Source organism: Pedobacter sp. SYP-B3415 (assembly GCF_004138205.1).
Classification (GTDB): Bacteria; Bacteroidota; Bacteroidia; order Sphingobacteriales; family Sphingobacteriaceae; genus Pedobacter.
This window is the reverse complement of the sequence record NZ_RXNQ01000032.1, coordinates 34645-61137: the sequence shown is the minus strand read 5'-3', so window position 1 is coordinate 61137 and position 26493 is coordinate 34645. Positions and strand designations below refer to the sequence as shown.

Here is a 26493-nt window from a genome sequence, read left to right as displayed (position 1 = left end):
TCTGGATCCGCTATAAACCTATGGTCTTTATTAGTATCAAAATAGGACATATTTCGAGGGCGCAAAAGTACAGAAACAAATAGACTTTTGAAAACTTATTGTGAGACAGAATATTAATTCCCGCCCTGATCAATTGAAATGAGAAAATAATGCCGGTTATAATAATTGCTAAAACGATAAAGACTTGTCCGTACCGCAGCGGCATCAATGCAAATGCCAGCACCAGCGGCATAAAAACCAGCGACGCGTTGAAATAACTCAGGTAAAGAATTGAAACATATTCACCCACTGGTTTTTGTATATTGAAAACATAGCCAAGAAACCGCAGAATAAGGATTTTTAGTGCGTACAAAAGAATAATTGCCACTGAAATACCTGCGTAAAATTCAAATTTACTCCATGGAGATGACACGCCGTAGTACCGGCTTACCAGATAAAAGAACATGCCGATAGTGAATCCAAACTGGATAAACAACAGGAGGAATGGCCACGACGTAAACAGGTTTTCCTCTTTATTCAGGTTTCCGAGCACCCGGTTGCTAAAGAAAGACTGCACAATGGTCTGCAATTGCCTGAAGAACGAGAATTTGAGGATGGCAAACAGCAGCAGCAGCAGAAAAATAACGCCCAACACCCAGATCTCTCCTTTGGCCAGAAGTTTCCCTTCCCTGAACCTGCTTTCCTTTTTTTTCAGGTGTCCGTATTTGGCAAACCAGCCATCCAGATCAAATTTTGGATAAAGGTATTCCTTTTCGATACCGTCGAGTGTTTTATTTGGCAGGGGTGTTCCGGGCCGGTGTAACCATACCTGGTACATTGACGAGTCGGTAACCTGCCGCTGCCGTTCCAGGTAGGCCGAATCGCGCACGGGCCTCCACCTGTAGACCCTCCGCACACTGTCTCCAACAGTCTGCTGCTGCGCTCCTGCACAGAAAGCGCTGATCATGAGTATAAGAGCCAGAAAAAACTTACGCATGCCGGGGCTTTCCTGTTGGTTTCCGCAAAGTTAGGTCATTATTTGCGGATTGGAGGCAGGTTGCTGCAAGTAATTAATGCACCAGGCCGTGCAAAACCGCGAAACGTATCAGCGATGCCGTATTTTTTGATCCCGATTTTTCGATCAGACTATGCCGGTAGCCTTCGATCGTCCTTTTGCTGATAACCAGCTTCTCTGAGATTTCTGAATTGGTTAGTCCATCGGCTATACTTTGCATAACCAGCAGCTCTTTTTCTGAAATTTCCAGACCAGCATTATCCCTCTTGAAGTAAGATAAGGTGTTCAATTGCGTGTTCAACATTTTCTGGGAAAGTTCTGAGGCGATATATCGGTTGCCATTGCTCACATGTTTTAGTGAAAATATCAGCTCGTCTGCCTTGACGGTTTTCAGGAGAAAACCGTCTGCCCCCTCATGAAATGCTCTTGAAAGATATTTTTCAGCGTCGTGGGAGGTCAGAATGACAACTTTAATGTCTGGCCCTAGCGATTTGATCTCTTCAATCAGTGAATATCCATGGTTTTCCCATTTAATATCTGACAACACCACATCAGGAATGCTTCCTTTTTTTATAAACTCTGTAACCTCTTTTGCATCAACAGCCTCGCCGATGATACTGATATCCTGATCTGTTTCAAGCAGCATCCTGATCCCGTTGCGAACAATATTTTGTTCTTCCGCTAATAATATATTTACCATGATGCTTTAAAAATCTGTGTATAATTTCCTGAATGAAGAACGCAATCCGAACATAAGCCAGCCCGTTTTTTCGTTGAACTGGGCGTTGGTCTCATGCCTGTAGATCCCTGAGAGCTCCAGCCTGAGGTTATAACTCGGATTGATCATAAACGACAGGTTGCCTTCACCGTAATAGAGTTTGGTAGCCAGTCCCTGGCCGATATAATTTCCGCGCTCCATGGAGTTTATCTCATAAAGATTGAAGATGTTTTTTCCGTAATTAATGCCGTTCATGTCATAACCATACGTTGCGTAGTTGCCCTGGGCAGATGCGGTAAACCGGCCGAAGTTGTAAGACAACATACCGATCACTTCCCTGAAGTTCGCGCCGAGGGGATGAGCCAGAGGCTGATTATAATGGGCGTAGTTAATAATTGACATCGTTTTCTCAGAGTAGGTAAAGGGCCTGACACTATTGAATTCTGCAAGGTAGTTCAGCCTCTTCTCTCGATGACTGACGGCCCCCTTCACGCCGAGTTGGAAGCCGCTTTTGTTCCTGAAAAATCCATTACCGGAGAAAAAGTGTTCGGCAACAAAATCGTCAAGCACAAATTGTCCGTAGAAAATAGCTTCTTCAGACAGCTTGTATTTGCCGGTAAGTCCCATTACAGCATTATCAGGTGAGCCGCTGGAGCCTTCAAGTGGCCGCAAAAAAATGACCGGATTAATATAGTCGACATCAAACCCCCTCCGGTTGCCGGTATCATCAGTTCTGGCCCAGACTACGGCATCAAAAAAGCCGACAGACAACCGTTTGTTGATGTTCCAGTCTAGGTAATGGAAGACAGCGCCTTTTTTCCGGTTGCCCGAATACTCGGATAACCTGGGGGCACTGGGATCCTGCATGCCCGTCCACATAGCCGTATATTGCACGCGGCCCAGGGTACCTGTCAGTTTCAGGAATGTATATGGCGATGCCACGTCAGAAAGCAGCAGCGAACGGTAACCGTCGCCTATAAAGTTTTTGTCGTGGCCGAGCGTTATGTTCAGGTATTTAATTGGCGCGTACGAAAGCAGGGCTGTTACATAAGACCAGTCTTTGGTTTCGGGAATAATAAATTTATCATAGCCCCGGTTATAGGATTGCCCGGGAACGACATCAGTTTCATTCACAAAGCGGTCGTAGTAATTGGGAAAACGCGCCTGGTTTTCAAAGCCGCTGGTATGGAAGGAGAACTTCCGGAGCACTGTACCCCCAACCTGGTAACCGCGGGTGTTTAACCATGTATTGCGGTGGTTCGCAAAATCCCGGCCGGCCATAAAATCGGGCAGAAAATCTGCGTAAAAACTGTAATCCGGTTTTGATACCTGGACCAGGTGTTCATTAAAAAGTTTACGATGTACCCAGCTCCTGGTTGAATCAATTGCCGGGAGCGTATCGTTCAGGAACAACGGCCTGAAGGCGGTATGGGCTGCAAGGGTCGCGGAGTCTGCATCCTGGGCGATCACTTTGTCCGCATTGCACAACAGCATTGCGATGAGAAAAATTTTAAAATGCGTTTTCATCTCCTTTAATTACAGCTAACATTGTTAATAGGACTATTTTCATATCAAGCCCTGACGACCAGTTTTCGAGGTACCAGATGTCATGCTGAACACGTCTTTCCATGTCTTCCTTTTGTCGGGTTTCCCCTCTGCATCCGCTGATTTGTGCCCAGCCGGTAATTCCCGGCTTCAGGAAGTGACGAACCATAAAGCGGTGTATGAGTTGTTTGTAGTGCTCAGTATGCCTGATCATGTGTGGCCGGGGCCCAACCACACTCATATCGCCCAGAAATACATTGATAAATTGCGGGAACTCATCCAGGCTGGTCGACCGGAGAAAGCGACCGATTGGTGTTATGCGGTCATCAGTTTTCGAGGCCTGCCTGACATCGCTGTCCCCATTAACCCGCATACTTCTAAACTTATAACAATAGAAGGGAACATCGTCCCGGCCGCTGCGCAGTTGCTTGAATAGAATTGGTCCGCGGCTCTGCAGTTTGATCAGGATTCCGATAATTGGAAAGAGCCAGCTCAATATGAATACAATAACCAGCAAACTGATCACGACATCTGCAATTCGCTTTTTTATTTGATTGGTTTGCCCTGCAAGCGGACCGTATAGATTTTCAGCGCTGTTCATCAGATTAAATCAGGTTATCGTAAATCCCTTCGAGTTCTTTAATCGTCTTTTCAATGTTGTGATGGGCGGCAACATACCTTCGTGCAGCTTTCCCGGTAACAGTTCTCAGGTGCTGGTCTTGTACCAGGAAGGTTAACTTTTCGATAAACTCTTCCTTGCTCAGACATGCATATCCGTTTTCGTTGTTCTGTATCACATCTGTGTTGCCGTCTACTTTTGATACGACACAGGGCAGGCCAACGCCCATGGCTTCAAGTAATGAAAAAGGAAGACCCTCGAATACAGAGGTCATCAGAAAGACGTCAATGCTGTTCAGAAAACGCTCGCTGGTGCCATCTTCTCCCCAGTTGATAAAAGCTACCCGGCTGGTCAGTTCATGTTTTTCCAGATATGCAGTGATTTCTTTCGACAGGTGATCATGCAAACCGGCTCCGAGCATCGAAAACTTCAGCCCGGGAAACTTTTCCAGTAAAGTTTTTGCAAGCTCCAGGAAAAGAAGAGGATTTTTCTGATAGGTTAGCCGCCCGATCATGCCGATATGCAGGTCAGGTATTCCCATTACTGTGCGCGGTTTGAAAGGAATGGGTATCGCGTTTAAAATCACCTTGACCTTGGCCGGTTTAAAACCAATTTCAAATATCGCGCGGTTGCCTTCCGAATAAGAAACGGCCAGCAGGAGGTTTGTCCAGCGCTGCGCAAGTATTTCCAGAGAATAAAACAGCACACGTTTTACACCGGTAAAAGACATGTATGAAAATCCATGAGGTGTATAGATAACCTTTGACTTGGCAAATTTTGTAGCCAGCCGACCCAAAAACCCGCCCTTAGCGCTGTGCGTATGTATCACATGGGGCTTTTCTTTACGAATCAGCGAGGCGATTCTGAACAGCCCTTTCAGATCGGCCACCGGTGCTATGCTTCGCTGGAGGTTTATACAGTAATACCTGATGCCTTTGCTGGCACAAAAAGCCTCAAAGGCTTCGTCTTTTGGCGCAATAATCACGAACTCGTATTGATCGTGATCTGCATAGTTAAACACGTGAGTAAGATATGTCTTAACCCCTCCCATGGCCTGCGTAATGTGCAGTATTTTCTTTCTAGCTGACATATTGTTCGATTAGGCGGTATAATTTTATTGCACTTGTATTCCAGTTATAAAGTGATGCCCGCTCCTGCCCCTTTAGTTTAAGAGCTTCCAGCCGGTGACCGTCATTAAGGAGCGCACTGAGTTTTAATGCCAGTGTCCCGGTTTTATCCGGATCGAAAAACTCGCAGGCATCACCCAGTACTTCAGGCATAGAACTTGTACCTGAGGCAAGTACCGGGCAGCCTGAAACCATAGCCTCCAGAGGGGGTATACCAAATCCTTCGTAGAAGGATGGAAATACAAAGAGGGCAGCTTGGCTATAGAGGTAGCGCAGCTCGGCATCACACACATATCCGAGCTGAACAACGGCAGGATCAAGCGTGGTTTGCTGCAAAGTTTTCATTGCACCACCGGCAATCAGCATCCGGTAGTTCTTAAAATCGACCTGTTTAATCGCTTCGCTTAAGCCCCTGAAATTTTTATTGGCGCTCAGGCTACTAACGGCTAGCACATATGGCTTTAAAGAATTAATCCGTTTTTTAAAGGCTTCGCCCGGCCTGCCAAAGCGTAATATATGCTCAGCGCTATTATAGATAATATCTATATTATATGGCTTAAAACCGAAATATTTACAAAGCTCAGCTTTTGAAAATTGCGACACGGTTATGAGACGGCAGACTTTTTTGCCCAGGATGGGAATAGCGAAATTGTACCACTTCCGGAGCGCCTTCGGGAAAAATTGCGGATTGGCTGCAAACGAAGCGTCATGCACCATAAGCAGCTGCCGGCGCTTAAAAAGCGTAGAAATGGTGCAAAGACTAACCAGCAGTCTACCGGCGGTATAAACCGGGAGTTCAAACTGTTCCCATGCATTCCCTTTCAGGACACCCTTTTTCAGAAGTTTGATATGCTTCAGCGTGATGGGGTTAACAATTTCGCCTGAATAAATCACTACATACTCATAAGAATCAGGCACTTGCTGTTTGTCAATGATCTGATCTAACGCACGAATCAGCTCATAAGCCGTACGTTCCACGCCTGTAATTGGCCTGGTGAGAAATCTCCCGTTTATATAAATTCGTTCTTTAACCATGAGTTACCTCCATTTGAATCTGTAGACGTATAAGAGAATAATGACCAGGGGCGGCATAAAAAACATATTAAGCTGCGTGAAATTGATGATAGTGCCGTAGATGGAACCAAAGGCGGTAATGCAAACCGTTTTGATCAGGATCGAGGAAAATTTGGCAAACCAATTTTTGAGAATCCTTAGAAAATAGCCGTTCAGAAAACCCGTTGAAACGCAGAACAACACAACCCCAATCCATTTGAAAGACACATATCCCCATAACGGCAGCGGTAAACGGATACCGCCTGAACCAACCTGGTTGATATCCTCAGTAGGTGCGATGATGCTGAGTGTGTAAACCGAAGGATTCCACTTGTAATGGCCAGGAATAAGACCTCCATAAATTGTACGACCATAGGTAAAAACAGGATTGTCTTCAAATTTGACGAGAAATTCAAACTGATCCTGAATATCAGAAGAGCCGGCGGCAAGGATCTTCCAGAAATTATCATTTGATGTAAAGGTCCTGACACCAATAATGTAATAGAAAAATGAGCTCATGATAAAGATGCCGATGATACCGAACATGAGAATAATGAAGTGTTTGCGACTTTTGAGCGACATGACAATAGTGATGGCAAACACGACACCGCCAAAACTGCCTGCTCGTACCAGTGAAAAAGACATAAGGACAAGTGCGGCAAGTACAAGCAGAAGAAAATAGCCGCTGCGGAATTTATACCATATGATGCAGGCGATGGGCATGATGGTAGCGAGGATGTAGAAAGACGACCGGAACAGAACGGCTACGCGCAGATACGGCGCCTGATACTGTGCTCTGAACAGCTTTGCTGCAATAGGATCTTTTGCAAACATGGGAATAAAGCCCATGCCGGCATAACTGATCGCAAGTCCGGCAATCCCGGCCAGCATCAGGAACTGCGTAAGTTTGACCGTTCTTTTCTCAAACACGGCTTCGGGGAGAACATCAAATGTAAATTTTGATGTTTTTCCTTTGGCCATCGCAAAGCCTAGTATGAAAAATGGCAGGTAACAGACAGCTCCGAGCAGCAATACAGATACATAGAGAGCCACTACAGATTCAGGATAATCCTGCTTGACATTTAGAATAACGATTGGAACAAATATGGCAATGAACCCCCCGCCCACACTAAGGTGTGACACTACGTTCTGCCTGCTCGGCCAGACAATGTAGCTGCTGAACGCAAAGATCAGTAAAGACGTAAATATAATGAGGTTATCCACGAGCCAGTATTTGGTGTTTGCGGTAAATGATATTATTGTAGGTGTTTGCCATCTCACTGATGCTGAACTTTCGCCTTACCTTCTGCCGGGCTGCTCTGCCGATTTCTTCTCTCCTGGCCGGCGTTCTGATTGCCTGCGAAAGCATAATGAATAAATCATTCATGTTGCCCGGCTCGAACAGAAAGCCGTTCAGCCGGTTATCGATAATCTCCGGACTTCCGCCGGTAGCAGACGCAACGACGGTACGCTCGCAAGCCATAGCCTCGTAGATGCTTGTACCGAGAGATTCGCTCCTGATCGCGTCACTGTTGCTTACAATGACATCACAGGCATTGTAAAATGACAGCATATCTGACACATGCCCCAGATAACATGTGTTTGGAGAATCGGCAAGTGCACGCCTTACCGCCGCATTATAAGCAGGGTCATCAGCATTATACGTGCCTGCCATGAGCAAGTAAGAGCCGGGAGAATTTTGATGAAGCTTTTTAAAAGTTTCGATCAATGAAAGTTGTCCCTTCCCCGGGCAGATGCTGGCTGCCATCCCGATAACAACCGCATCCTGTGAGATATGGTGTTGTTGTCTGAAAGCTTCTCGAAGCCGCTTGTCTTTTCTGAATGTGTTCAGATCCAGCCCGTTGTAGAGGACCGTGATTTTCTCCTGGTGCGGATATTTGTTTTTTACGGCATTTGACACAACGATGGTTTGGTCGTAGCGATTAACACAAATCTTTGAAAGCCTGGTTTCTATTTTTGAGAAATAGCGCATATCGTGATCAGTCCACAGCCACTTCAGGCTGGGGCGCACGATCGAAAGGATATTAACCAATGGTAGGGCATAGACTGCGGGGACAATCGTATTGGCGTGAACGATGTCTATGCTGAACTTGTTGATATACCGTAAAATGACAAGAGAAATAGCCAGGTAATTACGAAGAAGCCGGCCGTAAAATCCCGCTGCACTGCTTTGGCTGCGGTTTAGCTTTTTAAGGTAACTGCACGTGACAATTTTGTAAGGCTTATCTTCAGCAAGCAGCCTGCTTGCAAATTCGCCCGGTGAGATGAGCAGCACTGCCCTTACGTGCTCGCTGTTGTAAGCCATCAGCCGCTCCATAACAATCTCCGCTCCCTGCGCCTTCTCGCCGCCGAAGATGTACAGTATATTTTTATTTCCTCTATCCGGCTGCATAAGTTTTTTCAATTGATTGAATTGCGGTACCGAAAAATTTTCCCGAGATAACTTCAGGCCTGATGCGGAGTACATTTTCCTTCATCGTATCATATTGCCCCTGACTGATCTCTACAGACTGAAGCTCCTCCAGGCTGTCTACAAGAAAACCGATGTTTGATGAAAGAATGAATCTGCCGATGGCCGAGTTCTTCGGAGCAATAAGCGGCAGGCCGGCCGCTATATACAGGGAACACTTATGCGGATTGTTGTATCGCATGTAATTTCCAAGAACTGCATCTGTATGGCTTGTCTCGGCACCATCCCAGATCAATCCGAAATCACCTTCGAGTGCAGCTGCTATGTGCTGGGGATCAAAAGATCCCGCCCAGTGCAGGTTGGGGTATCTGTTTACGAAACCTGCATCGAAGTTTGAACCGTATAAATTGAAGTTCCACCCGGCAAACTCGTGAAGCTTATAAATAAACGTGCTTTTCCCCAGGTTGCCGGCAAAAACGATGGTGCGCCTGCCTGGCGTATTTCCTGCGGGCTCCTGAGATTTCAGGAGATAGTCAAACAAGTCAAGCGAAATGACCTTACGGACCAGTCCGTGGGTTTTCAGCCACGAGGACATAGACGCATTATGTGAAATTACGATGTCGTAACAGCTGAGGTTACTGATTTCCCGGCGAATCAACACTTCATCTTTCCCACCGGTTCTGAGCGATTCAAGGTCATGAATAATGCAGAAAAAACGTACACCCTTTAGCCGGGCCACTTTTATGAAATACCGGAAAACCTCATTGATGCTTAACAAAGGGTATTGTACACCCACCAGCGATCCGGAACTGATCTTCATGAAAAAAGCAGTGAGTTTCCTGATCAGCTTCAGGTAATAAACCAGCTTGTTCCGGTTGTCTGTTACACTGAACGTATAGTCTGAAAATCCATGCTGCGCAAAGATTTCATTACAATCTGAAACTGCCTTGGTTGCCGCAGAGTTGACGTCTATGCCGGTAAACCTGATACAGAACTGGTACTTCCTCATATCCGGTGAATTTTTGGATTGAAAAAAATGGAATCCCAGGCCGAGCTGCACAGAACAGAGATAAACCTGAGCCGGTTATCTGTCCTTTTTTTAATGAGTTTCAGTGATGTATAACCAACCTTTGCAGCAAGCCAGAAAATGAAATACGCGAATCCTTTATTTTTCTTTATCATAAAGAATTCGTTTCTGAAGCCATATTTATGTTTCCAGAGATTGTTTACGGAATCATTATAAAAGTCGGGGAAGTAATTTACGCCGGTCTTGTGCAGGGCAATACTATCGCTGCAATACAAACCGACATAACCGGCGGCGGAGATCCGGCGGGTATATTCCTGATCATCGCCCCAGATGAAAAATTCCTTATAGGGAAGTCCGACTTCTTTCACTGCCTTTGTGCTGATCAGGAGCGAAACGAACGAACAGGTTTCAATGAGTAAGACGTTTATATCGTCGAAGGTGTTAAAAGGCACCGAACCATTAAAGGAAGGTTTAATTGCCGGCACATTCATCATGTGCGGTTTTTCGTCTTTCCAGATACATTTGCTGCCGATAAAGCCAACTTCAGCATCCACGAGCAGAAGCTTTTCGACGAGTTTTTCGAGCGTGTCCGGTTTGCAGATGGTATCATCATCCATCAGCCAGATCCAGTCGGCGCCGAGCTGCGACGCCATTTCAATGCCGGTATAAAATCCGCCGGAGCCACCAGAGTTCGCCTGGTACTTTACAACGATGTCCGTCTGGGTATTCAGCCAGGTACCAGTCCCATCCGTGCTGCCATTGTTAATAACAATGATCTGATGCAACGGATAAACCTGCTGCCTGAGCGCCGCAAGTGCCTCTTTCAGCAACTCCAACCTGTTGTTGGTAACAAGGACCGCTACAATTTTATTGATTTCCATATTCGGTTGTTGTCTGATCAAAGTGCACCGATACTTTCTTGAGGGCTGAACCGATAATCTGGTGCATGTCGTAGTACTTGTATTCAGCAAGCCTGCCGCCGAAAATCACGTTGCTTTCCCGATCAGCCAGTGCCCTGTACCGGTTAAAAATTTCGGTATTACGCGCATCGTTAACCGGGTAATACGCTTCTTTATCCGGCGTCCATTCTTCCGGATATTCTCTCGTTACCACGGTTTTAGGCTGGCTGCCAAATTCGAAATGCTTATGTTCAATGGTACGTGTATACGGTATGTCGCGAGTGGTGTAGTTGACTACAGCATTCCCCTGGTGGTTTTCCTCATTATAAATTGTATGTTCGAACCGCAGGCTCCTGTACTCAAGCCTGCCGAACCGGTAATCGTAATATTGGTCAATGTTGCCTGTAAATACCACCTGCGCGGCCATTGCATCCCAGTCGGCACGCGATTCAAAATAGTCGACGCCGAGCCGCACATCAATCCCTGCAAGCAACCCATCGGTTAGTTTATTATATCCCCCGATCGGGATGCCCTGGTATTTGTCATTGAAATAGTTGTTGTCATACGTAAATCTGACCGGGAGCCGCTTGATGATAAATGCCGGCAATTCGGTGGCAGACCTTCCCCACTGTTTTTCGGTGTAGCCCTTGATCAGCTTCTCATAGATATCTGTGCCTACCAGCGACAAGGCCTGTTCTTCCAGATTGGCAGGGTTTGACACTTTATTCTCGTCAACCTGCGATTTGATCATTGCCCGGGCCTCAGCCGGAGTTTTCACTTTCCACAGCTGATAAAACGTGTTCATATTAAATGGGAGGTTGTACAGTTCGCCGTTATAATTTGCCACCGGACTATTCGTATAGCGATTGAACTCGACGAAAGAGTTTACATAATCCCAGATTTCCCTGCTGTTGGTATGGAAAATATGTGCCCCGTATTTATGAACATTAATACCCTCCATCTCTTCGCAATACACGTTGCCGCCCGTGTGCCCGCGCTTGTCGATTACCAGGCAGCTTTTCCCCCGGTTTGTAGCCTCATGCGCGAAAACGCAGCCATACAAACCGCTGCCCACTATTAAATAATCGTACTGCTTCTTCATATCCATCGGTATTAGTTTTTTCGTTTTCTAAGCACTGGTTTGGTTGACCAGAAATTTTCCGCATAAAAGGCCTGTACTTCTGCCGAAACAGGCGTGCGTTCCAGATCTCCCCTGAGCCGAAGGAACTGGCCGAAGCCCAGCGCAACGTACCATGCCGAGCGAAAGCCTTCTCTTTTCAAGATTTTGAGGTTGTTTAATAAGGTGCGGACAAGAAAGCGCAGCCGCTCCGTACTGAAGTACTTATAGACGATAGCCAGTTCATTCCGTGTAGCAAAGACCAGCATATTTTTCTTCAGCCTGTTAAGTTTGCTGACCCGGTGAACCACCAGTGCGTTTTCAAAAAATTCTATTTTGTATCCCGCCTGCATGCACCTGATCGAATAATCAAACTCATGTGTATAGAGGTAGATCCAGTCTGCATAACCACCGATGGCATCATACACTTCTTTCCTGATTAATGCTCCGCAACCAATAAAGCCGGCTACTTCCTCCCCGTCTTTCCAGGCTTCATCGGGATTCAGGGCAGGATCGCCTTTCAGATCTTCGTCTACAATATTGCATGCAAGAATTCCGATTTGCGGGTGTTGCTCCATATAAGCCACCGCTTCAGTTAGTCCCTGTTCCACGCAGCTGTCATCGTCAAGTACGAGCATATATTGGCCGGTTGCTTTAGCAAAGCCGTCATTCCAGCCGGCTATGCCATTATTTTTTTGTTTGGTAATCAGCACGGCGTCCGGATACAGGCGGCTTACTTGTGCCGATGTATCATCTATCGAAGCATTATCGACCACGATAATCTCAAGCGCAAAGGGCAGGGACCTGCGAACGGCAAAAAGTTTTTGCAGCGTAATAAGTACTTCACTGCACCTGTTATACGATAATATGATCGCTGATACCATCTCTATTTAATTAAGCCATGATTTCTCAAAAGCCGCTTGAACAAACGGCCGTTTCTAAGCACGATGTTTCTGAGGTTGACACCGGTTGGCCGGTACCCTTTGAAGGGCGTCATTCTCAGGTACTTCCAGTACAGATATTTATAGGGATGCGTATCGACGTAATGCCAGGGCTTAGACGCGGTATTGTAATGCACAATAACGGGCTGATACATTCTTTTTTCCTGAATATGGGTCCCGTTATATTTTTCATTCAGTCTGAGCCATTGGTCTGCAAATCCGATATTCATGACATCCTGATCCACCCAGATCAGTTTACGTCCGTATTTCTTACATATAGACAGGAATGACCGCGTTATGCCCAGAGCGCGCCAGCGCACCAGGCTGGCCTGAATAACACCCGCATTGAAATACCCATTGAGGGTTTCCCCTAAAGCAGACAGTCGACCTGTATTCTCAGCAACAGCCGGCTCGCTGACGGCAGCAATAGCGAAGGTATCCAGATCGCTTGTTTCCAGTTCGCGCAGCGATCCGGTAATAACCGTGTCTACATCCAGAAATAAGACCTGATCTATATCGGCGGGAGCTATATCTGCCAGGTAAAGTCTGAACAAGGTATATTTGCCATAGTAGTCATCTGTATTCAGATCGGGCAAATCATCGCTTTCAAACCGCAGCAGTTTCACGTCTATCTGGTATGTTTCATCGAGGAACATCTTGGCCAGGTGTAATGCCGGCGGAGCAGGACCATCATGAATTACGAAAAGGTTGATATCAATATCCCTGTTGTTTTCCAGCAGGGAGACAGCAGACACAGTAAAGTGCTGAACATAAGACTCGCTGGTCGAATAAAATACATTGAGACTCATATTCTTCAATTTTTGTTAGCCAGTGCCTTAATCCGGCGGGTCAGGAATCTGAAAACCGGGAAAGTATTCATGTAGTTGCTCGTAAAGAATTGCTGAACGTCGCTGTTAACGGGCGTATGCGGAATCGTATGCCGTTCCTTTAAAAACTTGATCCCGCCGAGGAGGTAGTAATAACCGGCTCTCGGACCCTCGGGATACATTCTCTTCATGTTGTTGATAAACATGCGCAGCAAAAACTTCCAGCGGTTTGCGATAAACTGGTAGACCATCAGCATTTCGTTCTTGCTGCCGTAAATCATCATTCTTTTTTTAGACCGGTTAACCATACTTGCCCGGTGGTTCACGCTGCTGGTCTGGAAATACCTGATTTCATAACCCGCATTCATACACCGTAACCCATATTCCCATTCGTGTGCGTAGACCGTCATCCATTCGGCAAATCCGCCGATCTTATCATACACATCTTTCCTGATGATGGCCCCGCAGCCAAAAAATCCAAGAATCAGTTCTTCGTGCTGCCATGGCTTTGCATTCTGCCAAACCCAGTCGTCGGTACGATAGGGCCCGCTCGTTATGTTCAGCGCAAGAATTCCGGTGCGGGGATGAACCTCCATGTATGCAACCGCTTCGGCCACGCCGTGCTCCGGGTGGCTGTCGTCATCGAGTACCAGCATGTATTTGTGTCTGGCCAGCGCAAAACCATCGTTCCAGCCGGCTATGCCGTTGTTTTTGATTTTGGTAACCAGCGTGATATCGGGATGCTGCTCCTGAATACGTAGGGTGGTATCATCCACCGACGCATTATCGACCACAATGATCTCGACCGGAAAAGGCAGGGTAACCGCAAACGCCTTGAGTTTACTGATCGTGATCAGAACTTCAGCACAACGGTCATAGGCAAGGACAACAACAGATAGCATGAGTTAATTTTTTATTCTTTGAAGTGAAAGTTTGCTGAGCATAAACTGACTGACTGTTTTGATATGCTCGTTCTCTATAAATACCAGCAGGCAGGTACAATAAAACAGTCCGCAGGCCACGATAATGACCATCTCTCTAACCATATAATCAATATCAAGCAGCCTTATGCCAAGCGCTATAGGGACAAAGAGAATGGCAACAGTTAAGCATTGAAAAAAAATGCGGGTGTTCAGGGTTGCAGCTTTGGCCTTCCTTACACTGTACCATAACATGCCCACGAGCAGCGCTTCGGTAAATACATTTGTTACCGCAGCCCCATTAAATGAGTACAATGGGATAAGAATGAAATTGCTGCACAGGCTGAAGATCATACAGATGACCGCAAGTACCAGAAGCTGTCTTTCCATGCCCATGGGTGCAAGCAGCTGCGTAGCCAGCAGGCTGTTCATCCCAATGAGCATGACCACCGGACACAGTATGCGAATAACGTCTGCCGCCTGCGCAAAGGCAGGACCGGCGAAACAGCTGACCAGAAAACCCGCGCTGACAAAAAGGCCCGATACGATCGGCAAGCCAACAATGCAGGTAAAAGCAAACGATTTGTTAATCAGTTCATTTACACGCTCCCGTTGTTGTTCTGCAAATGCCCTCGACACCTGGGGGAGAATAACTGCACCGATCGCGGCGATAAGCGTAAAAGGTATCCGGACAATCTTCAGGCTCGTCGAATAGATACCTACCGCCGTTTCGTTTTTGATGAAGCCGAGTAAAACATTATCCATTAGCGTGTACACACTGACGGTTACCGCAGAACCAAAGATTAAGACCAACGGGCGGATGTGCCTGGTCAGGCCGGCAGGTCTGAAATCGAGCCTTACATGCTTACGAAGCATGATAACATTGATAATCGCATTCATCAATATGGCCGACACAAAGATGACGCTGTATACAACGGGGTCAGAACCGGGTTTGAGAAAAACAAACAGAATTACTACTGTTAACAACCTGATCAACAGGGTTCTCCTGGTGATGTATACAAACTGCTCCGTCCCCTGGTAAAACCATTCTACCGCAAAGACATTAAAATACATGGAAGCAATGCCCACTGCAACGAGCGGCCAATGCACCTGCAATGCGGTCACGTTGAATGCAATTGCCGCGTACACTATCGAAAACAAAACCGTAGCAGCAAGATGAATTACCAGGATCTCGCTGAATATGCGGTTTCTTTTCTCCTGGTCATCACCGCAACGGGAAATCTCCCTGATGCCGTACAGCGGTACGCCAAGCGCGGCAAACAGGATAAAGTACTGCGTAATGCTGTCGATAAAGCTCACCGCCCCCATTCCCTGCGGCCCGAGAATTCTCGACGCATAAGGAAACGTGATCAAAGGAAAGATCAGGTGGCTTACAGAAAGCAGCATATTGTATAGCAGATTTTTCCTGAGCATCTTATTTTTCGAGATTATCGGCGATATAGCGTGCACGCATTACACAGTCGTCGGTCCAGTAGTATTTCCATTGCGCAAACCTGCCGGCCAGCATGAGGCTGCCTGGTTGCCAAATTGGTTTTGTATCCCACTCGGTCATGGGCTCCAGGTCGTCATCTTCCCGTGCCAGTCCCTGTGTGGCCAGCCACTTGAATACGGTTTCCTGCGCTTCCTTTCGGAGTATATCGAAGATTACATTTGCCCAGTCGACCCATTTCGAATGGTAACTTGACACACTTTCCTGATCTGCAATCAGGCCCATGATGATCAGCTCACGAATCACCTCTTTTTCGATCATCTCGACCTGGTGATTCACCGGGTGATAATCCGAAAAATAGACTTCGACCTGTATACCAGTCTGGCCTGTTATGCCATTGCTGGCTGACAAGAGTTCGGTAAAGTTGATCCGGGTACTGTAAAAAGCTTCGTCGTAAACATAGATCCAGTGGGCGTCCACCTTCGCAGGATGATTGGCTACGACATTAATGATCAGCACGCTGGAGCATCTAAGTTGCTTTGCCGCCGCCTTCACTGGAAGGGGTGCGTCACTGCATCCGATCAGGAGCGGAAGCGGAAGGGTCGATATCAATTTATCGAACGAAATGTGGGCACCATGCTCAAAAATGATTTCCTTTCTTTCGAACGAAATGGCTGTGAGCTTATGGTTGTAGGTAATGTTAAGCTGAGATTCCACATCTCTGATGTAGCTGTAATAACCGCCTTCTTGCGGATAGCGCACGCTTGAGATATAGTGTGTCTGTTTTTCAAGCGGACCCGAGGCGCTGTCGGTCATGTCGCTTAATTCAGGAAAATAGATCCGTTTTCCGATCCAGTCGGTTGTTAGATTTTCGGGATCTGTAGTCCAGTATTTCCTTGTGTAAACGCCTGCAAATTTTTCTGCGAACGTTTCGCCGAAGGCATAGTCGATCCACTCCTGATAATTATTCGCTATAAAGTTCTTGGGCTGTCTGCTGCGTGCTACTTTCACATCGGCGATACACGCTTCGCGCAGCGCCTCGGGCACCGCATACATGTTGGCCTGTGCCGGATGGGGGATCCAGTTGCCGGAAGCATAGTTCGAGGGAACAGGAGCAAACTCCTGATACGCCTGATTGCAATTGGCCGCAAAATATTCCCTCACATATGCGTATTTGGTAAACGATACATGAGGTCCCTCATCCCATATAAATCCATCCCTTTCTTCGCTGTGAACGTGTCCGCCGCCGTGGGCCTTTGCTTCAAAGATCCTGAAAGCTATGCCTTTCTGCTGTAAATGGTGCGCGGTGCTTAAGCCGGCCAATCCCGCTCCGAGTATCGTGTACATATTAGTTATATCTTAAAATTGTGGGACCATAAGTCTGCTTTTTTACTTTACCGGTTATCTTGAGCAGGATGAGTGGCAACCGGGTGCCGATTGCCTTTTGCAGTTTGTTTTGTCCGGGAAAAAATGCGTTTTTGAGATAGAGGTACTCTTTAAAAAAGATGTTGTCCATATTAATATGAAAGTTGGCAACTGCCTCAGTATTGATCTCAAATGAATGCAGGTCAACCGGTTGCTGACGGTACTCGTTATTCAGCAATGCAGCGAATTTTTGCGCAAACGTTTCCGTGGTGTCAATTCCATCGGCCAGCTCGCGGGCGTAATCGTCACGATATTGTTTATCATTGATCAGCTTTCCCGCAATACGCACAAACTTTTCCCTGTCGGTGATGATAAATTTATTATCCCATTCCTTATCAAAAAGCTTGTCCATCCTTACGAAAACCAGCTCAGCGTCTGAAAGCGACAGCACTGGTTTCTGGTGTTGGATCGCATACTGCATCATCAGGCTGCCGCTAAAGGGATACGTGTTGATATAGATATCAATGCGTTTATAAACCTCGTTGATATCGCGTCGGTTGCCGATCAATATGAATCGATTTTCCAGGCCGTGTTTTTTTATAAAATCGCGCAGCAAAGAATCGCCGAATACATTCGCGAAGAGGAAAAGAAAGTCCGGGTTTTCATCGAGCACCGTTTTGATCAGATGCAAAAAAGTATTGTCCTTATCTATAATCTTATAGACCATGCCGCCAGAAAATCCAATTACTTTTCCGGTCGTCTCAACGGGAAAGCCTTCAAAAGTGGTATAGGTTTCAGGCGTCAGGTAAGGCGGTGTGGGGATAACAAGTAACCGCGATCTGTCAATGCCGCGCAGCAATGCGTTTAGCTGGTGGCCATAGATACGGAAGTCGATGAAAAAGTCGAATGCGTCCCGCCCGAGAAAAAAGGCGTGATCTGAAATATTTAAAAAATATGAGCGTATGCCTGTATTTTTAAGCGCAAATGCCACGCAAACAGGCAGAATATCATATGGAATATTGTGGTTAAACCATTTTGAAGGCGCAAACCTGAGGATCTCCTGCGTCATCAAACGCACTTGTTCCGCTTTAGGCAGCTGATAGGGAACAACATATACAGACGCTTTTCGATATCCACGAAGCGTCCTGATGATGGCGTTATCTTCGTTTAAATCGCGCTCATCTGCAAGCGTGATAAACAGCAGTTCGACATCATTTTTAATAATCTGATCAATGTACTGTTGGGTGAAGCCCCGGTTTTCCAACAGAAAATAATCATAAAAGACAACCCTGTCTTCATGTACCTGAACGGCTGAGACGGGGGGCTGTATTTGTTCCGTAAGCCGAAGAATGAGCGCATCTGCCTCCGTATCGACGAACTTATCCAGGAAATTATACCTGTAGCCGATATAACCGAGGGCCTTAAGCAGCCTGAATGCTTCAGGATGGTCTTCCCGGTCAACAGCCTCTCCAACCAATTTCTTTAAAGCCGACCAGTCTCTGGCAAGCTTGTGTGGACTGGCATTGAAAAGTTGATCTGTAAGGGCATTCATAATCTTATTCTTAATTTTTCAGAGGTAATTGAAAAGCTTTGATTTGCTGGCTCAGGTAAAGGGTTTGATTCTATCATTAAATTGTTGGAGGTTCGGACTCGGGGCTGAGACCCGGACATACTTTCCTGCGCGATGGTTAACTGACGGCCTGGATAAAGACTGCGGACTTTCTGCTTCGGAAAAAAACTTTTATGGCCATGGCCACTGTTTTTACCATCTCCTCAGTCATGCCTGGCCATAAGGGAAGGCTAAGGCAGGTCTCTGCGATTTCTTCGGCAAGCGGATAGGCTCCACGCTGTATACGAAGGCTGCTGTAAGCTTTCTGCAGGTAGGATGGCATCGGATAGTAAATAACTGCATGTTGCCAGATGAAGGTATTTTCCCCCACCTGCGCGGTCTGAACCTCGGCTGTCTGATGAATCTGTTTCATATGGCCCGGTATGTTTTAAATTCCTCGTAATCCCGGATATAATCTTCGGGTGAATATTTTTCTGATGCCAGCACCAGGCAGATCGAACCGGAAGAAAAGTTGATCTCGTGGGCCCAGATGGATGGGGGAATATGGAGCCCCATGTAAGGCCGGTTTAATTGGACAAGCCGCTGTACATCCCCGTCATCGAGGAGTACCTCAAAACTTCCGCTTGCGGCAACGAGAAACTGATGACAGCGCTTGTGCGCATGGGCTCCCCGTGATTCGCCGCCGGGAATATCATACAGGTAAAATATCCGTTCAACATTAAATGGTATTTCCCGCTCATTATGAATCGGCGTAATGTTTCCCGCCCGGTTCTGAATCTTCGGCAGGCTGATAATGCTGCAATCAAAAACAGTTTTAGTTGGCATGTTTCAGGTTTTTGTATTCGTCGAAATCTCTTACATAATCCTCACTGTTGTAAGCCTGGTCTGACACAATCAGTGCAAGCGAGTTTGTAGAGAAATTATCTATTGTTCTCCAGATCATGTTTGGCACATAGAGCCCGTAGTAAGATCTGTTAAGTGTAAATCTTTGCTCTTTGACACCATCGTGCAGCACAACATCGAAACTTCCTGAAAGGGCGATAATCACTTCATGCAACTCCCGGTATGCATGTCCGCCCCGTTGCTGTCCGCCGGGAACATCATAGATCCAGTAGGTTCTTTTGATGGCGAACGGGATCTGCTCGGGCCCCTGAAAAAATGAAAGGTTTCCCCGCTCATCCAGAATTTTTGGCAATTCCAGCAGTTTTACGTTATTCATAACTTTGATAGTTTGTATTGATGTATTCTTTCAGCGCCAGTTTCCAGTGTCGCATCGTGTTGCACCCTTTCAGATTCAGATTGCGGTTTTCGAGGCATTCATTATCAGGCATATTGGCTCTTCGCGGAAACATTGAAGAGTTGACGGCTTCAATCCGGGTGTCCAGCTCAAACAACCTGACTATTTCAGAGACATAACTGAATCTTGAGGCCTCCCCTTCATTTACCAGGTTGAAAAGACCGGTATAACCATGATCTAAAAGTACAACCAGCTGTGCAGCAACATCTTTTGTAAATGTTGGCGAGCCAATTTTATCGAAAGCGCTTTGCAGCACCGGGTTAGTTATGGCTTCTTTACGGCGTGCGGCAACAAAATTCTTTTTGTGTCCAGGGGTGCCTCCAAACAACCATCCTGGTCTTACAATCAGATAGTCTGAATGGTGCGTCTTCACCTGCCGTTCGCCTTCCAGCTTAGTCTGGTGATGATAATTAACCGGCTGCGTTGCGTCCATCTCGTGGTATGGCGTTGATTTCCCGTTACCATACACCCCGCAGCTGCTTATGTAGACCAGACGCGCACCTGCTTGTGCAGCAGTCATCGCCATGTTTTTTGTTCCGGTCACATTTACCGCATAAGCCAGTTCCTGCTCATCCTCACAGCGGTCTACAGCGGTCATGGCCGCGCTGTGAATCACCACATCAGGCCTGAAATTTTTGACGATGCCGCTTACCGATTCAAAGTCTGTGATAGCGATGTCCGATGAATTAAACCCCAACACTTCGTCTCCGCGCGATTCGAGCTGTAATTTGATATCTGTACCGAGGATACCCGACGCACCTGTAAGCAACACTTTCATAATTCCGTATTAAAATTCCACTCGTACGGTATCTGCTTATCGCCAGGCTCAAGTCGCTCACTTTCTGAAGGATCATGTGCAACACTTGCCACATTCAGAATAATGCTTTCACGCTGTTTGCCGATTGCGGAAAAACCGAACCAGATACCCGGTTCAATAACCAGCCGCCCATAGTTTTCTTCAGAAAGGAGAAACTCTTCAACCTGCCCGAAGTCAGGGCTTGCGGGCCGGTCGTCAAAGAACACGAACTTAACTGCCCCAGAAGGCACAAAGAGGTTGCATACCATCTGGCTGTGTTTCTTCCAGGCTTTAGGATCCTGTGGTCTCGCCGTTGAGAAGTAACATTCGCCGAATGCGGGCAGATGCGCATCCAGGCCCGTTATGCCTTTCATGACCCGACCGCCCGTCGTTGAAATGGGCTGAACAGGATAGAAAATCACGCCTTCTATTATTTTTGTGCCCATGATATACCTTTTTCTTTTGCGATAGTGATGTACTGGCTGATCTGCGCTGTTGTGTAATCCATCATTGACCCCGGCTGCTCCTGGTAATAGTATTTGTACCAGTTGCTTGTAAATGCAGCGGTCTCCTTGAAGCTCAGCGTCGGGTTCCAGTGCATATCAAACAGAGCCTTATCAATGTTGAGTTTAAGCAAACCGGATTCGGGAAATTTCCCGTCTTCTACCTGCAGCATATCATCATTTCCTTCTTCCCAGTTGAGCGCAAGTTCTTTCAGCAGATCGAGTACGGTGTAATTCTGATCGGTCGGCGGACCAAAATTGTATGCCTCGCCGTTTACGTTGATTTTTCCCGGCTCTGCAAGCAGCTGTCCGGTTCTCAGGTAACCGCTTAACGGCTCAAGCACATGCTGCCATGGCCGCGTGGCATCGGGGCTGCGGATGACTACTTTCTCGCCTTTTGACCATGCCCGGAAACAGTCAGGAACTATGCGCGCATCGGCCCAGTCGCCGCCGCCAATCACATTTCCGGCCCGCACTGAACACATTTTTATGCGATCATCTTTTTTGAAATAGGAGTGGAAATAGGTTTTGATCATCAGTTCCGACCCGCCTTTTGAAGCAGAATATGGGTCTTTACCGCCCAGGTGGTCGGTTTCTTTGTAACCCCAGATCCACTCGACATTATCATAACATTTGTCGCTCGTAATCATGACGGCTACACATGGAAAGTCGCCGACTCTGAGCGCCTCGAGGATATTTGCCGTGCCGATAATATTGGTTGTGAAGGTATCTACCGGTTCTTCAAACGCCTTTTTTACAATCGGTTGGGCTGCCATGTGAAAGAGAAAGTCAGGCTTTATATCACCGATGATCTGTTTCATTTCATCGAGGTCCCGGATGTCCGCAAGGTGAGACTCGAGTTCATGCCCGATTCCGGCTACCTGAAACATGGATGGATCAGGATAGATCTCATTTGAAATGCCATAAACCCTTGCACCCATCATTTTCAACCAGCTGCACAGCCAGCTTCCCTTAAAACCGGTATGGCCCGTTACCAGGACTTTCTTGTTTTCGTAAATATGATTAAACATGGCTGGCTACTGAAGTTTTGATATCCCATTTTGCGTGTCCGGTTGCCCATTCAGCTTCCAGCTCCTGTTTGTCTCTAAGGGTATCCATTGGCTTCCAGAAGCCATCATGCCGGTAAGTTGACATTTCGCCCGCCCTGGCAATATCTTCCATCGGTTCTTTTTCCCAGGTGGTACTGTCAGCCTCGATGTATTTAAATACGCCCGGCTCGCAGACAAAGAACCCGCCGTTTATCCATGAACCATCGCCTTTCGGCTTTTCCATGAAAGAGATCACGTCATTGTCGTTTCCGATATTCAGCGCTCCGAACCTGCCCGAAGGCTGCACAGAGGTCACTGTACATAATTTGCCCTTCGATTGATGGAAGGCGACCAGCTCGGTAATATTCACATCGCTTACACCATCTCCGTAGGTTAAGAGGAACGGTTCATTGCCCACATATTTCTCAATACGTTTGATACGGCCGCCTGTCATGGTTTCTGTCCCCGTATCTACCATTGTGATGGTCCACGGCTCTGCCTGAGATCCATGAACCTTAACCGAATTATTGGCCAGGTTAACGGTCACGTCAGACTTGTGGAGGAAGTAGTTGCTAAAGTATTCTTTGATCAGATAACCCTTATAGCCGAGGCAAATGATAAAGTCATTATACCCATGAGCTGAGTATATTTTCATGATATGCCACAGTATAGGCATACCTCCTATTTCAACCATAGGTTTCGGCTTCAGAACAGTCTCTTCCGACAGCCGTGTTCCCAGCCCTCCGGCTAATAGTACCACTTTCATATTTTTATTTTTTAAATTTTAATACCTGTTTAATCCTGCCGAGCATGCCGGCGTCTGACTGTTCTCCGCTGTAGCCGTAGCCATAACCATAGCCGTAACCATATTTTTTTGAGGATATATCATTCACTACCACGCCGAGATTTCGCATTTTTCCTTCCTGATAAAGTGTCTCAAGGACTTCGACCTGTTCTCTTCTGGTAACCTTGTGTCGCACCAGGTAGAGGGTCACATTCGCATAATCAGCAAGCAGCTGCGCATCGGTTACAATGCCCACCGGCGGGGCGTCAAGCAGCAGGTAATCAAACTGCAGTTTCAGTTCAGTTATCAGCCTGGCTGTGCGGGGATTCATCAGCATCTCCGCCGGGTTTGGCGGCAGCACACCAGAGCTTAGGAGGTATAGGTTCTCAGAAACGGGTTGGAGCAGGTCTGAGACATTTTGATTCGGATTAACAACATAATTTGTAAAGCCAATTCTGTTCTCCCTGCCCAGTTTGTTTGACAAACCAGGCTTTCTCAGATCCATTTCCATCAGCAGGACCTTTTTACCCGTCATGGCCAGAATGTTTGCCAGGTTTATTGCCGTAAAAGACTTCCCCTCACCAGACATGCTGGACGTAAAAAGCACTACCTTCTCATGCTCATCTTTCAGATAAAACGACAGGTTCGTCCTGAGCGCCCTGAATTGCTCGGCAATTGCCGATCTGCCGTTATTTGCAACGAGATTGGCATCGCCGGCATGGTTGATTTCACCAAAAATTGGCGCCTGCGTAAGCTCGATGATATCATCTTTAGACGCAATAGTTGTTCTAGATAGTTCAACCGCGATGATGTAGACAACCGGCAGCAACAGGCCGATAACCAGCGCTGCCAGCAGGATCATGTTCCTGTTCGGGCTAACAGGTACCAGATCGGCTTTCGGCGGGTCTATTGTTTTGGCAACCGAAACGTTTGACGTTTTTGAAATGGCGGTTTCCTCAGCCTTTTCCATCAGGAAGATGTAGAGCTCCTCCTTGATTTTTTGCTGCCTGGCAAGTACCAGGTAATTTTTCTCGGTTTGCGGCACTCCCCTGATTTTGCCTTCCGCACTGCTGATCTGTCCGCGCAGTTTATTCCTGGTAATCACGTATGAACTTTTGGTACTCCCTATATTCGAGATGATGTCGCTGCGCAGGTTGCTGATCTGGTTATCGAGGTTTTTAACGAAAGCACTTTCTTCAGTAACACTCAGTAAGAGCCGGTCCCGCTCAAGAAGTAAAGCATTGTAGCGGTCCATGAGGCTGCCGTAAACCTGGTCATTTGGCACGAGCGAACTCGGCAGCACACGTTTGCTTGTCTGGGGATCTTTCAGGTATTTTTCAAGATCGGTCAGCACTGAAAGTTGAATTTCTGTCTTACCAAGCTCGCTATTGATTTCTCCCGTGTTCGCCACCAGAAGTTTGCTTTGCTCAGACATGTCTGCCAGGCTGTTTCGTTCCCTGAAGCGTTGAATATTGCCCTCAAGATCTCCCAGTTCGCTGCCCAGGTATGACAGACGCCCCTGTATAAATTTGATCGTGCTATCGGCTACTTCGTTCCGCTCCTCGATATTCGACGCCCGGTAACGGGTAATCAGGGTATTTAGAATGTCTTCTCCCTTTTGCTGAAGCGGATACTGGAGCGAAAGATCGATAACCGTTTCTTTGCTGCTGCTGACCGCGATATTGAGCCGCCCGGCCAATTCTGCAACTTTCTGATCAAATGAAGATATGGTGATGATGTAGGGATCGCCTTTCTTCATCTTTATGCCCGGCACGGGCGTTATATTTACTTCACCAATACCGGGAAGTTTAAAAGGTTGTCCCCATCTGACTGTCATCTGGAACTCGTCGCCGCTGAGCTGCAATGTACCCGCATCCAGCAGCTCTACATTGAAGGCCGAGGTGCGAAGCGTATCCGCTCCCTTTATAAAATTAAGCTTAAACGGCGGCCGGTAAACCTCTGTGGTTCTGATGCCCGTCTTTTTACTTACTACCAGATTGAGCTGCATTTCACGCACAACCTGTTCCATTAAAAATCTCGTTTTGAGTACCCGGGCTTCGTTATCTACGGTGCTTTTTCCACCAAACAGGTTCATATCGGCAACACCTTCGCTCTGCGGGATGAAAGAGCCGCCGCTTCCTTCGGCATTGACAAGAACTTCGGCCGTGATCCGGTATACCGGCGGTGTGTAGATAATATAGATGTAACCTATTACCAGGCATATAAGCGCGCTGGCAAGAAACAATGGCCACCGATCGGTAAGCTTTTGAGCAATTTTCTTTAAGTTGATGACGTCGTCATCCTTACGTGCCGGTCGGCTGAAGTTTGGCGTGGGAATACTCATTGATAAGTATTTTATCTAAGGGTGGTAAATATTAGGACAAGAACTGTAAGCACTGATGTGACCACGCCGAGTGTCTGCAGACTGTTCGCATTGTTTGCAGCAGTACGTGCCTTATTCGGCTCGACATAGATGACATCATTCTGTTTGAGATAGAAATAAGGACTCTTGAAAATATCTGAGGAGTTGAGGTTTACACGCGCATACTCCTTTTTGCCTTCGGTATCACGTACGATCAGAATGTTATCCCGTTTGCCGTAAATGGTAAGGTCGCCGGCCAGGCCGATCGCATCGAGAATAGAAACTTTTTCTTTCGGAAGTGTGTAAGCGGCAGGGGCATTAACCTCGCCGAGAACAGTTACGATGAAGTTCGCATACCTGACCTGCACATTAGGTTCTTTAAACACCTTTTTAGCCTTCTCCCTGATGAGCTCTCTGGCCTCGGTAGTCGTCAGGCCACTCACTTTGATCTTTCCGATTGCCGTCAGCTCGATTTCGCCGTTTTCGTCTACCAGGAACCCATTGGTCGCCTGCGCGCTGAGGGCGGTATTTTGCCCGCCCCCGAGTGTCGGCAGATTAATAGCCTGGTTTACTACGCTCGCCGTTGCCGGGTTCAGCGTAAAAATGGATACAGATAAAATATCGTCAGATTGAATTACCGGTTTGGTAAACCGGGCAATGCTGTCCAGCTGGTCACTATTTCGCGACTTGATATCGCCGAAATAGGGCACATGTTTACTTGTTCCGCACGCTGCCAACAGCATGGTCAAACAGGAAAAACACAGATTTGCGATAGTGGGTAGTTTTCTCATCAATAACTAGGGAAGCTTTTTCAGGAAGTTTATTGATGCGAGCACATCAATCGAGGTGCCACCATGCCAGAAAACACCATTATGGCGTAGTTGAAGCCTTATAAGACGTGTTAATACATTTTAACCACGATGAAATGCTGTACAAATACAGTCTTTACGTATTAATACATCGTAATAATTTTGAGCATTTAATAAAATACGCTTGTTATGTAAAAAACATCACAAAAAAGCGTCCTGCAATGACCCTTTCTTTTAGTACACCACTGTTGTTTTTTGCAGAATAAGGTCTAAAATCTAACGAAAGCTCG

26 protein-coding genes are annotated in these 26493 nt (G+C 46.8%); all 26 read right to left on the bottom strand.

Going from position 1 to position 26493, the window contains the following annotated elements:
- Positions 1-10: 10 nt before the first annotated feature.
- Positions 11-976, bottom strand: coding sequence for a DUF4271 domain-containing protein (locus tag EJV45_RS12205; RefSeq protein ID WP_129715971.1), 966 nt, complete (start codon positions 974-976; stop codon positions 11-13).
- A 73-nt stretch (positions 977-1049) separates the two neighbouring features.
- Positions 1050-1694, bottom strand: a complete 645-nt coding sequence (locus EJV45_RS12200; protein WP_129715970.1) for a response regulator transcription factor — start codon at positions 1692-1694, stop codon at positions 1050-1052.
- 6 nt (positions 1695-1700) lie between these two features.
- A complete protein-coding gene (locus tag EJV45_RS12195; protein ID WP_129715969.1) occupies positions 1701-3239 on the bottom strand; it encodes a gliding motility protein RemB in 1539 nt (512 codons plus the stop codon).
- Positions 3223-3858 (bottom strand): sugar transferase, encoded by a 636-nt coding sequence (locus EJV45_RS12190; RefSeq protein WP_129715968.1) that lies wholly within the window; start codon positions 3856-3858, stop codon positions 3223-3225. The genes EJV45_RS12195 and EJV45_RS12190 overlap by 17 nt, the downstream gene beginning before the upstream one ends.
- 4 nt (positions 3859-3862) lie before the next feature.
- Entirely contained in the window at positions 3863-4966 is a 1104-nt protein-coding gene (locus EJV45_RS12185; protein WP_129715967.1) for a glycosyltransferase family 4 protein, read from the bottom strand.
- Entirely contained in the window at positions 4956-6038 is a 1083-nt protein-coding gene (locus EJV45_RS12180) for a glycosyltransferase family 1 protein (RefSeq protein ID WP_129715966.1), read from the bottom strand. Before EJV45_RS12180 ends, EJV45_RS12185 begins: the two co-directional genes overlap by 11 nt.
- Positions 6039-6041: 3 nt before the next feature.
- Complete coding sequence (locus tag EJV45_RS12175; RefSeq protein WP_129715965.1) at positions 6042-7280, bottom strand: hypothetical protein; 1239 nt, start codon at positions 7278-7280, stop codon at positions 6042-6044.
- Entirely contained in the window at positions 7273-8469 is a 1197-nt protein-coding gene (locus tag EJV45_RS12170) for a glycosyltransferase family 4 protein (RefSeq protein ID WP_165305052.1), read from the bottom strand. Before EJV45_RS12170 ends, EJV45_RS12175 begins: the two co-directional genes overlap by 8 nt.
- The gene (locus EJV45_RS12165) at positions 8456-9496 is read right to left on the bottom strand and encodes a hypothetical protein (protein ID WP_129715963.1); all 1041 of its coding nucleotides are present in this window, start codon (positions 9494-9496) and stop codon (positions 8456-8458) included. Before EJV45_RS12165 ends, EJV45_RS12170 begins: the two co-directional genes overlap by 14 nt.
- Positions 9493-10395, bottom strand: a complete 903-nt coding sequence (locus EJV45_RS12160; RefSeq protein WP_129715962.1) for a glycosyltransferase family 2 protein — start codon at positions 10393-10395, stop codon at positions 9493-9495. The genes EJV45_RS12165 and EJV45_RS12160 overlap by 4 nt, the downstream gene beginning before the upstream one ends.
- Complete coding sequence (gene glf / locus EJV45_RS12155) at positions 10382-11515, bottom strand: UDP-galactopyranose mutase (RefSeq protein ID WP_240755274.1); 1134 nt, start codon at positions 11513-11515, stop codon at positions 10382-10384. The genes EJV45_RS12160 and glf overlap by 14 nt, the downstream gene beginning before the upstream one ends.
- A gap of 11 nt (positions 11516-11526) precedes the next feature.
- The gene (locus tag EJV45_RS12150; protein WP_129715960.1) at positions 11527-12414 is read right to left on the bottom strand and encodes a glycosyltransferase; all 888 of its coding nucleotides are present in this window, start codon (positions 12412-12414) and stop codon (positions 11527-11529) included.
- A gap of 2 nt (positions 12415-12416) precedes the next feature.
- Complete coding sequence (locus EJV45_RS12145) at positions 12417-13280, bottom strand: glycosyltransferase family 8 protein (protein ID WP_129715959.1); 864 nt, start codon at positions 13278-13280, stop codon at positions 12417-12419.
- Positions 13281-13285: 5 nt separating this feature from the next.
- Positions 13286-14200 (bottom strand): glycosyltransferase family 2 protein, encoded by a 915-nt coding sequence (locus EJV45_RS12140; protein WP_129715958.1) that lies wholly within the window; start codon positions 14198-14200, stop codon positions 13286-13288.
- 3 nt (positions 14201-14203) lie between these two features.
- Positions 14204-15652 carry a flippase gene (locus tag EJV45_RS12135; protein WP_129715957.1) on the bottom strand — a complete coding sequence of 483 codons (1449 nt, stop codon included), beginning with the start codon at positions 15650-15652 and terminating at the stop codon, positions 14204-14206.
- A 1-nt stretch (position 15653) separates the two neighbouring features.
- On the bottom strand, positions 15654-17015 hold the full coding sequence (locus EJV45_RS12130; protein ID WP_129715956.1) for an NAD(P)/FAD-dependent oxidoreductase: 1362 nt from the start codon (positions 17013-17015) through the stop codon (positions 15654-15656).
- Position 17016: 1 nt separating this feature from the next.
- Positions 17017-18585, bottom strand: a complete 1569-nt coding sequence (locus EJV45_RS12125) for a hypothetical protein (RefSeq protein ID WP_129715955.1) — start codon at positions 18583-18585, stop codon at positions 17017-17019.
- Positions 18586-18721: 136 nt separating this feature from the next.
- Positions 18722-19015 (bottom strand): DegT/DnrJ/EryC1/StrS family aminotransferase, encoded by a 294-nt coding sequence (locus tag EJV45_RS12120; protein WP_129715954.1) that lies wholly within the window; start codon positions 19013-19015, stop codon positions 18722-18724.
- Positions 19012-19428, bottom strand: a complete 417-nt coding sequence (locus EJV45_RS12115; RefSeq protein ID WP_129715953.1) for an FdtA/QdtA family cupin domain-containing protein — start codon at positions 19426-19428, stop codon at positions 19012-19014. The genes EJV45_RS12120 and EJV45_RS12115 overlap by 4 nt, the downstream gene beginning before the upstream one ends.
- A complete protein-coding gene (locus tag EJV45_RS12110; RefSeq protein ID WP_129715952.1) occupies positions 19418-19822 on the bottom strand; it encodes an FdtA/QdtA family cupin domain-containing protein in 405 nt (134 codons plus the stop codon). Before EJV45_RS12110 ends, EJV45_RS12115 begins: the two co-directional genes overlap by 11 nt.
- Positions 19815-20678 carry a dTDP-4-dehydrorhamnose reductase gene (rfbD, locus tag EJV45_RS12105; protein WP_129715951.1) on the bottom strand — a complete coding sequence of 288 codons (864 nt, stop codon included), beginning with the start codon at positions 20676-20678 and terminating at the stop codon, positions 19815-19817. Before rfbD ends, EJV45_RS12110 begins: the two co-directional genes overlap by 8 nt.
- Positions 20675-21142, bottom strand: coding sequence for a dTDP-4-dehydrorhamnose 3,5-epimerase family protein (locus EJV45_RS12100; protein WP_129715950.1), 468 nt, complete (start codon positions 21140-21142; stop codon positions 20675-20677). Before EJV45_RS12100 ends, rfbD begins: the two co-directional genes overlap by 4 nt.
- Positions 21127-22230: a CDP-glucose 4,6-dehydratase gene (gene rfbG, locus EJV45_RS12095; protein ID WP_129715949.1), complete on the bottom strand. Its 1104-nt coding sequence runs from the start codon at positions 22228-22230 to the stop codon at positions 21127-21129. Before rfbG ends, EJV45_RS12100 begins: the two co-directional genes overlap by 16 nt.
- Positions 22223-23014: a glucose-1-phosphate cytidylyltransferase gene (gene rfbF / locus EJV45_RS12090; RefSeq protein ID WP_129715948.1), complete on the bottom strand. Its 792-nt coding sequence runs from the start codon at positions 23012-23014 to the stop codon at positions 22223-22225. Before rfbF ends, rfbG begins: the two co-directional genes overlap by 8 nt.
- A gap of 4 nt (positions 23015-23018) precedes the next feature.
- A complete protein-coding gene (locus EJV45_RS12085; RefSeq protein WP_129715947.1) occupies positions 23019-25376 on the bottom strand; it encodes a tyrosine-protein kinase in 2358 nt (785 codons plus the stop codon).
- 11 nt (positions 25377-25387) lie between these two features.
- Complete coding sequence (locus EJV45_RS12080; RefSeq protein ID WP_240755273.1) at positions 25388-26137, bottom strand: polysaccharide biosynthesis/export family protein; 750 nt, start codon at positions 26135-26137, stop codon at positions 25388-25390.
- Positions 26138-26493: the final 356 nt, after the last annotated feature.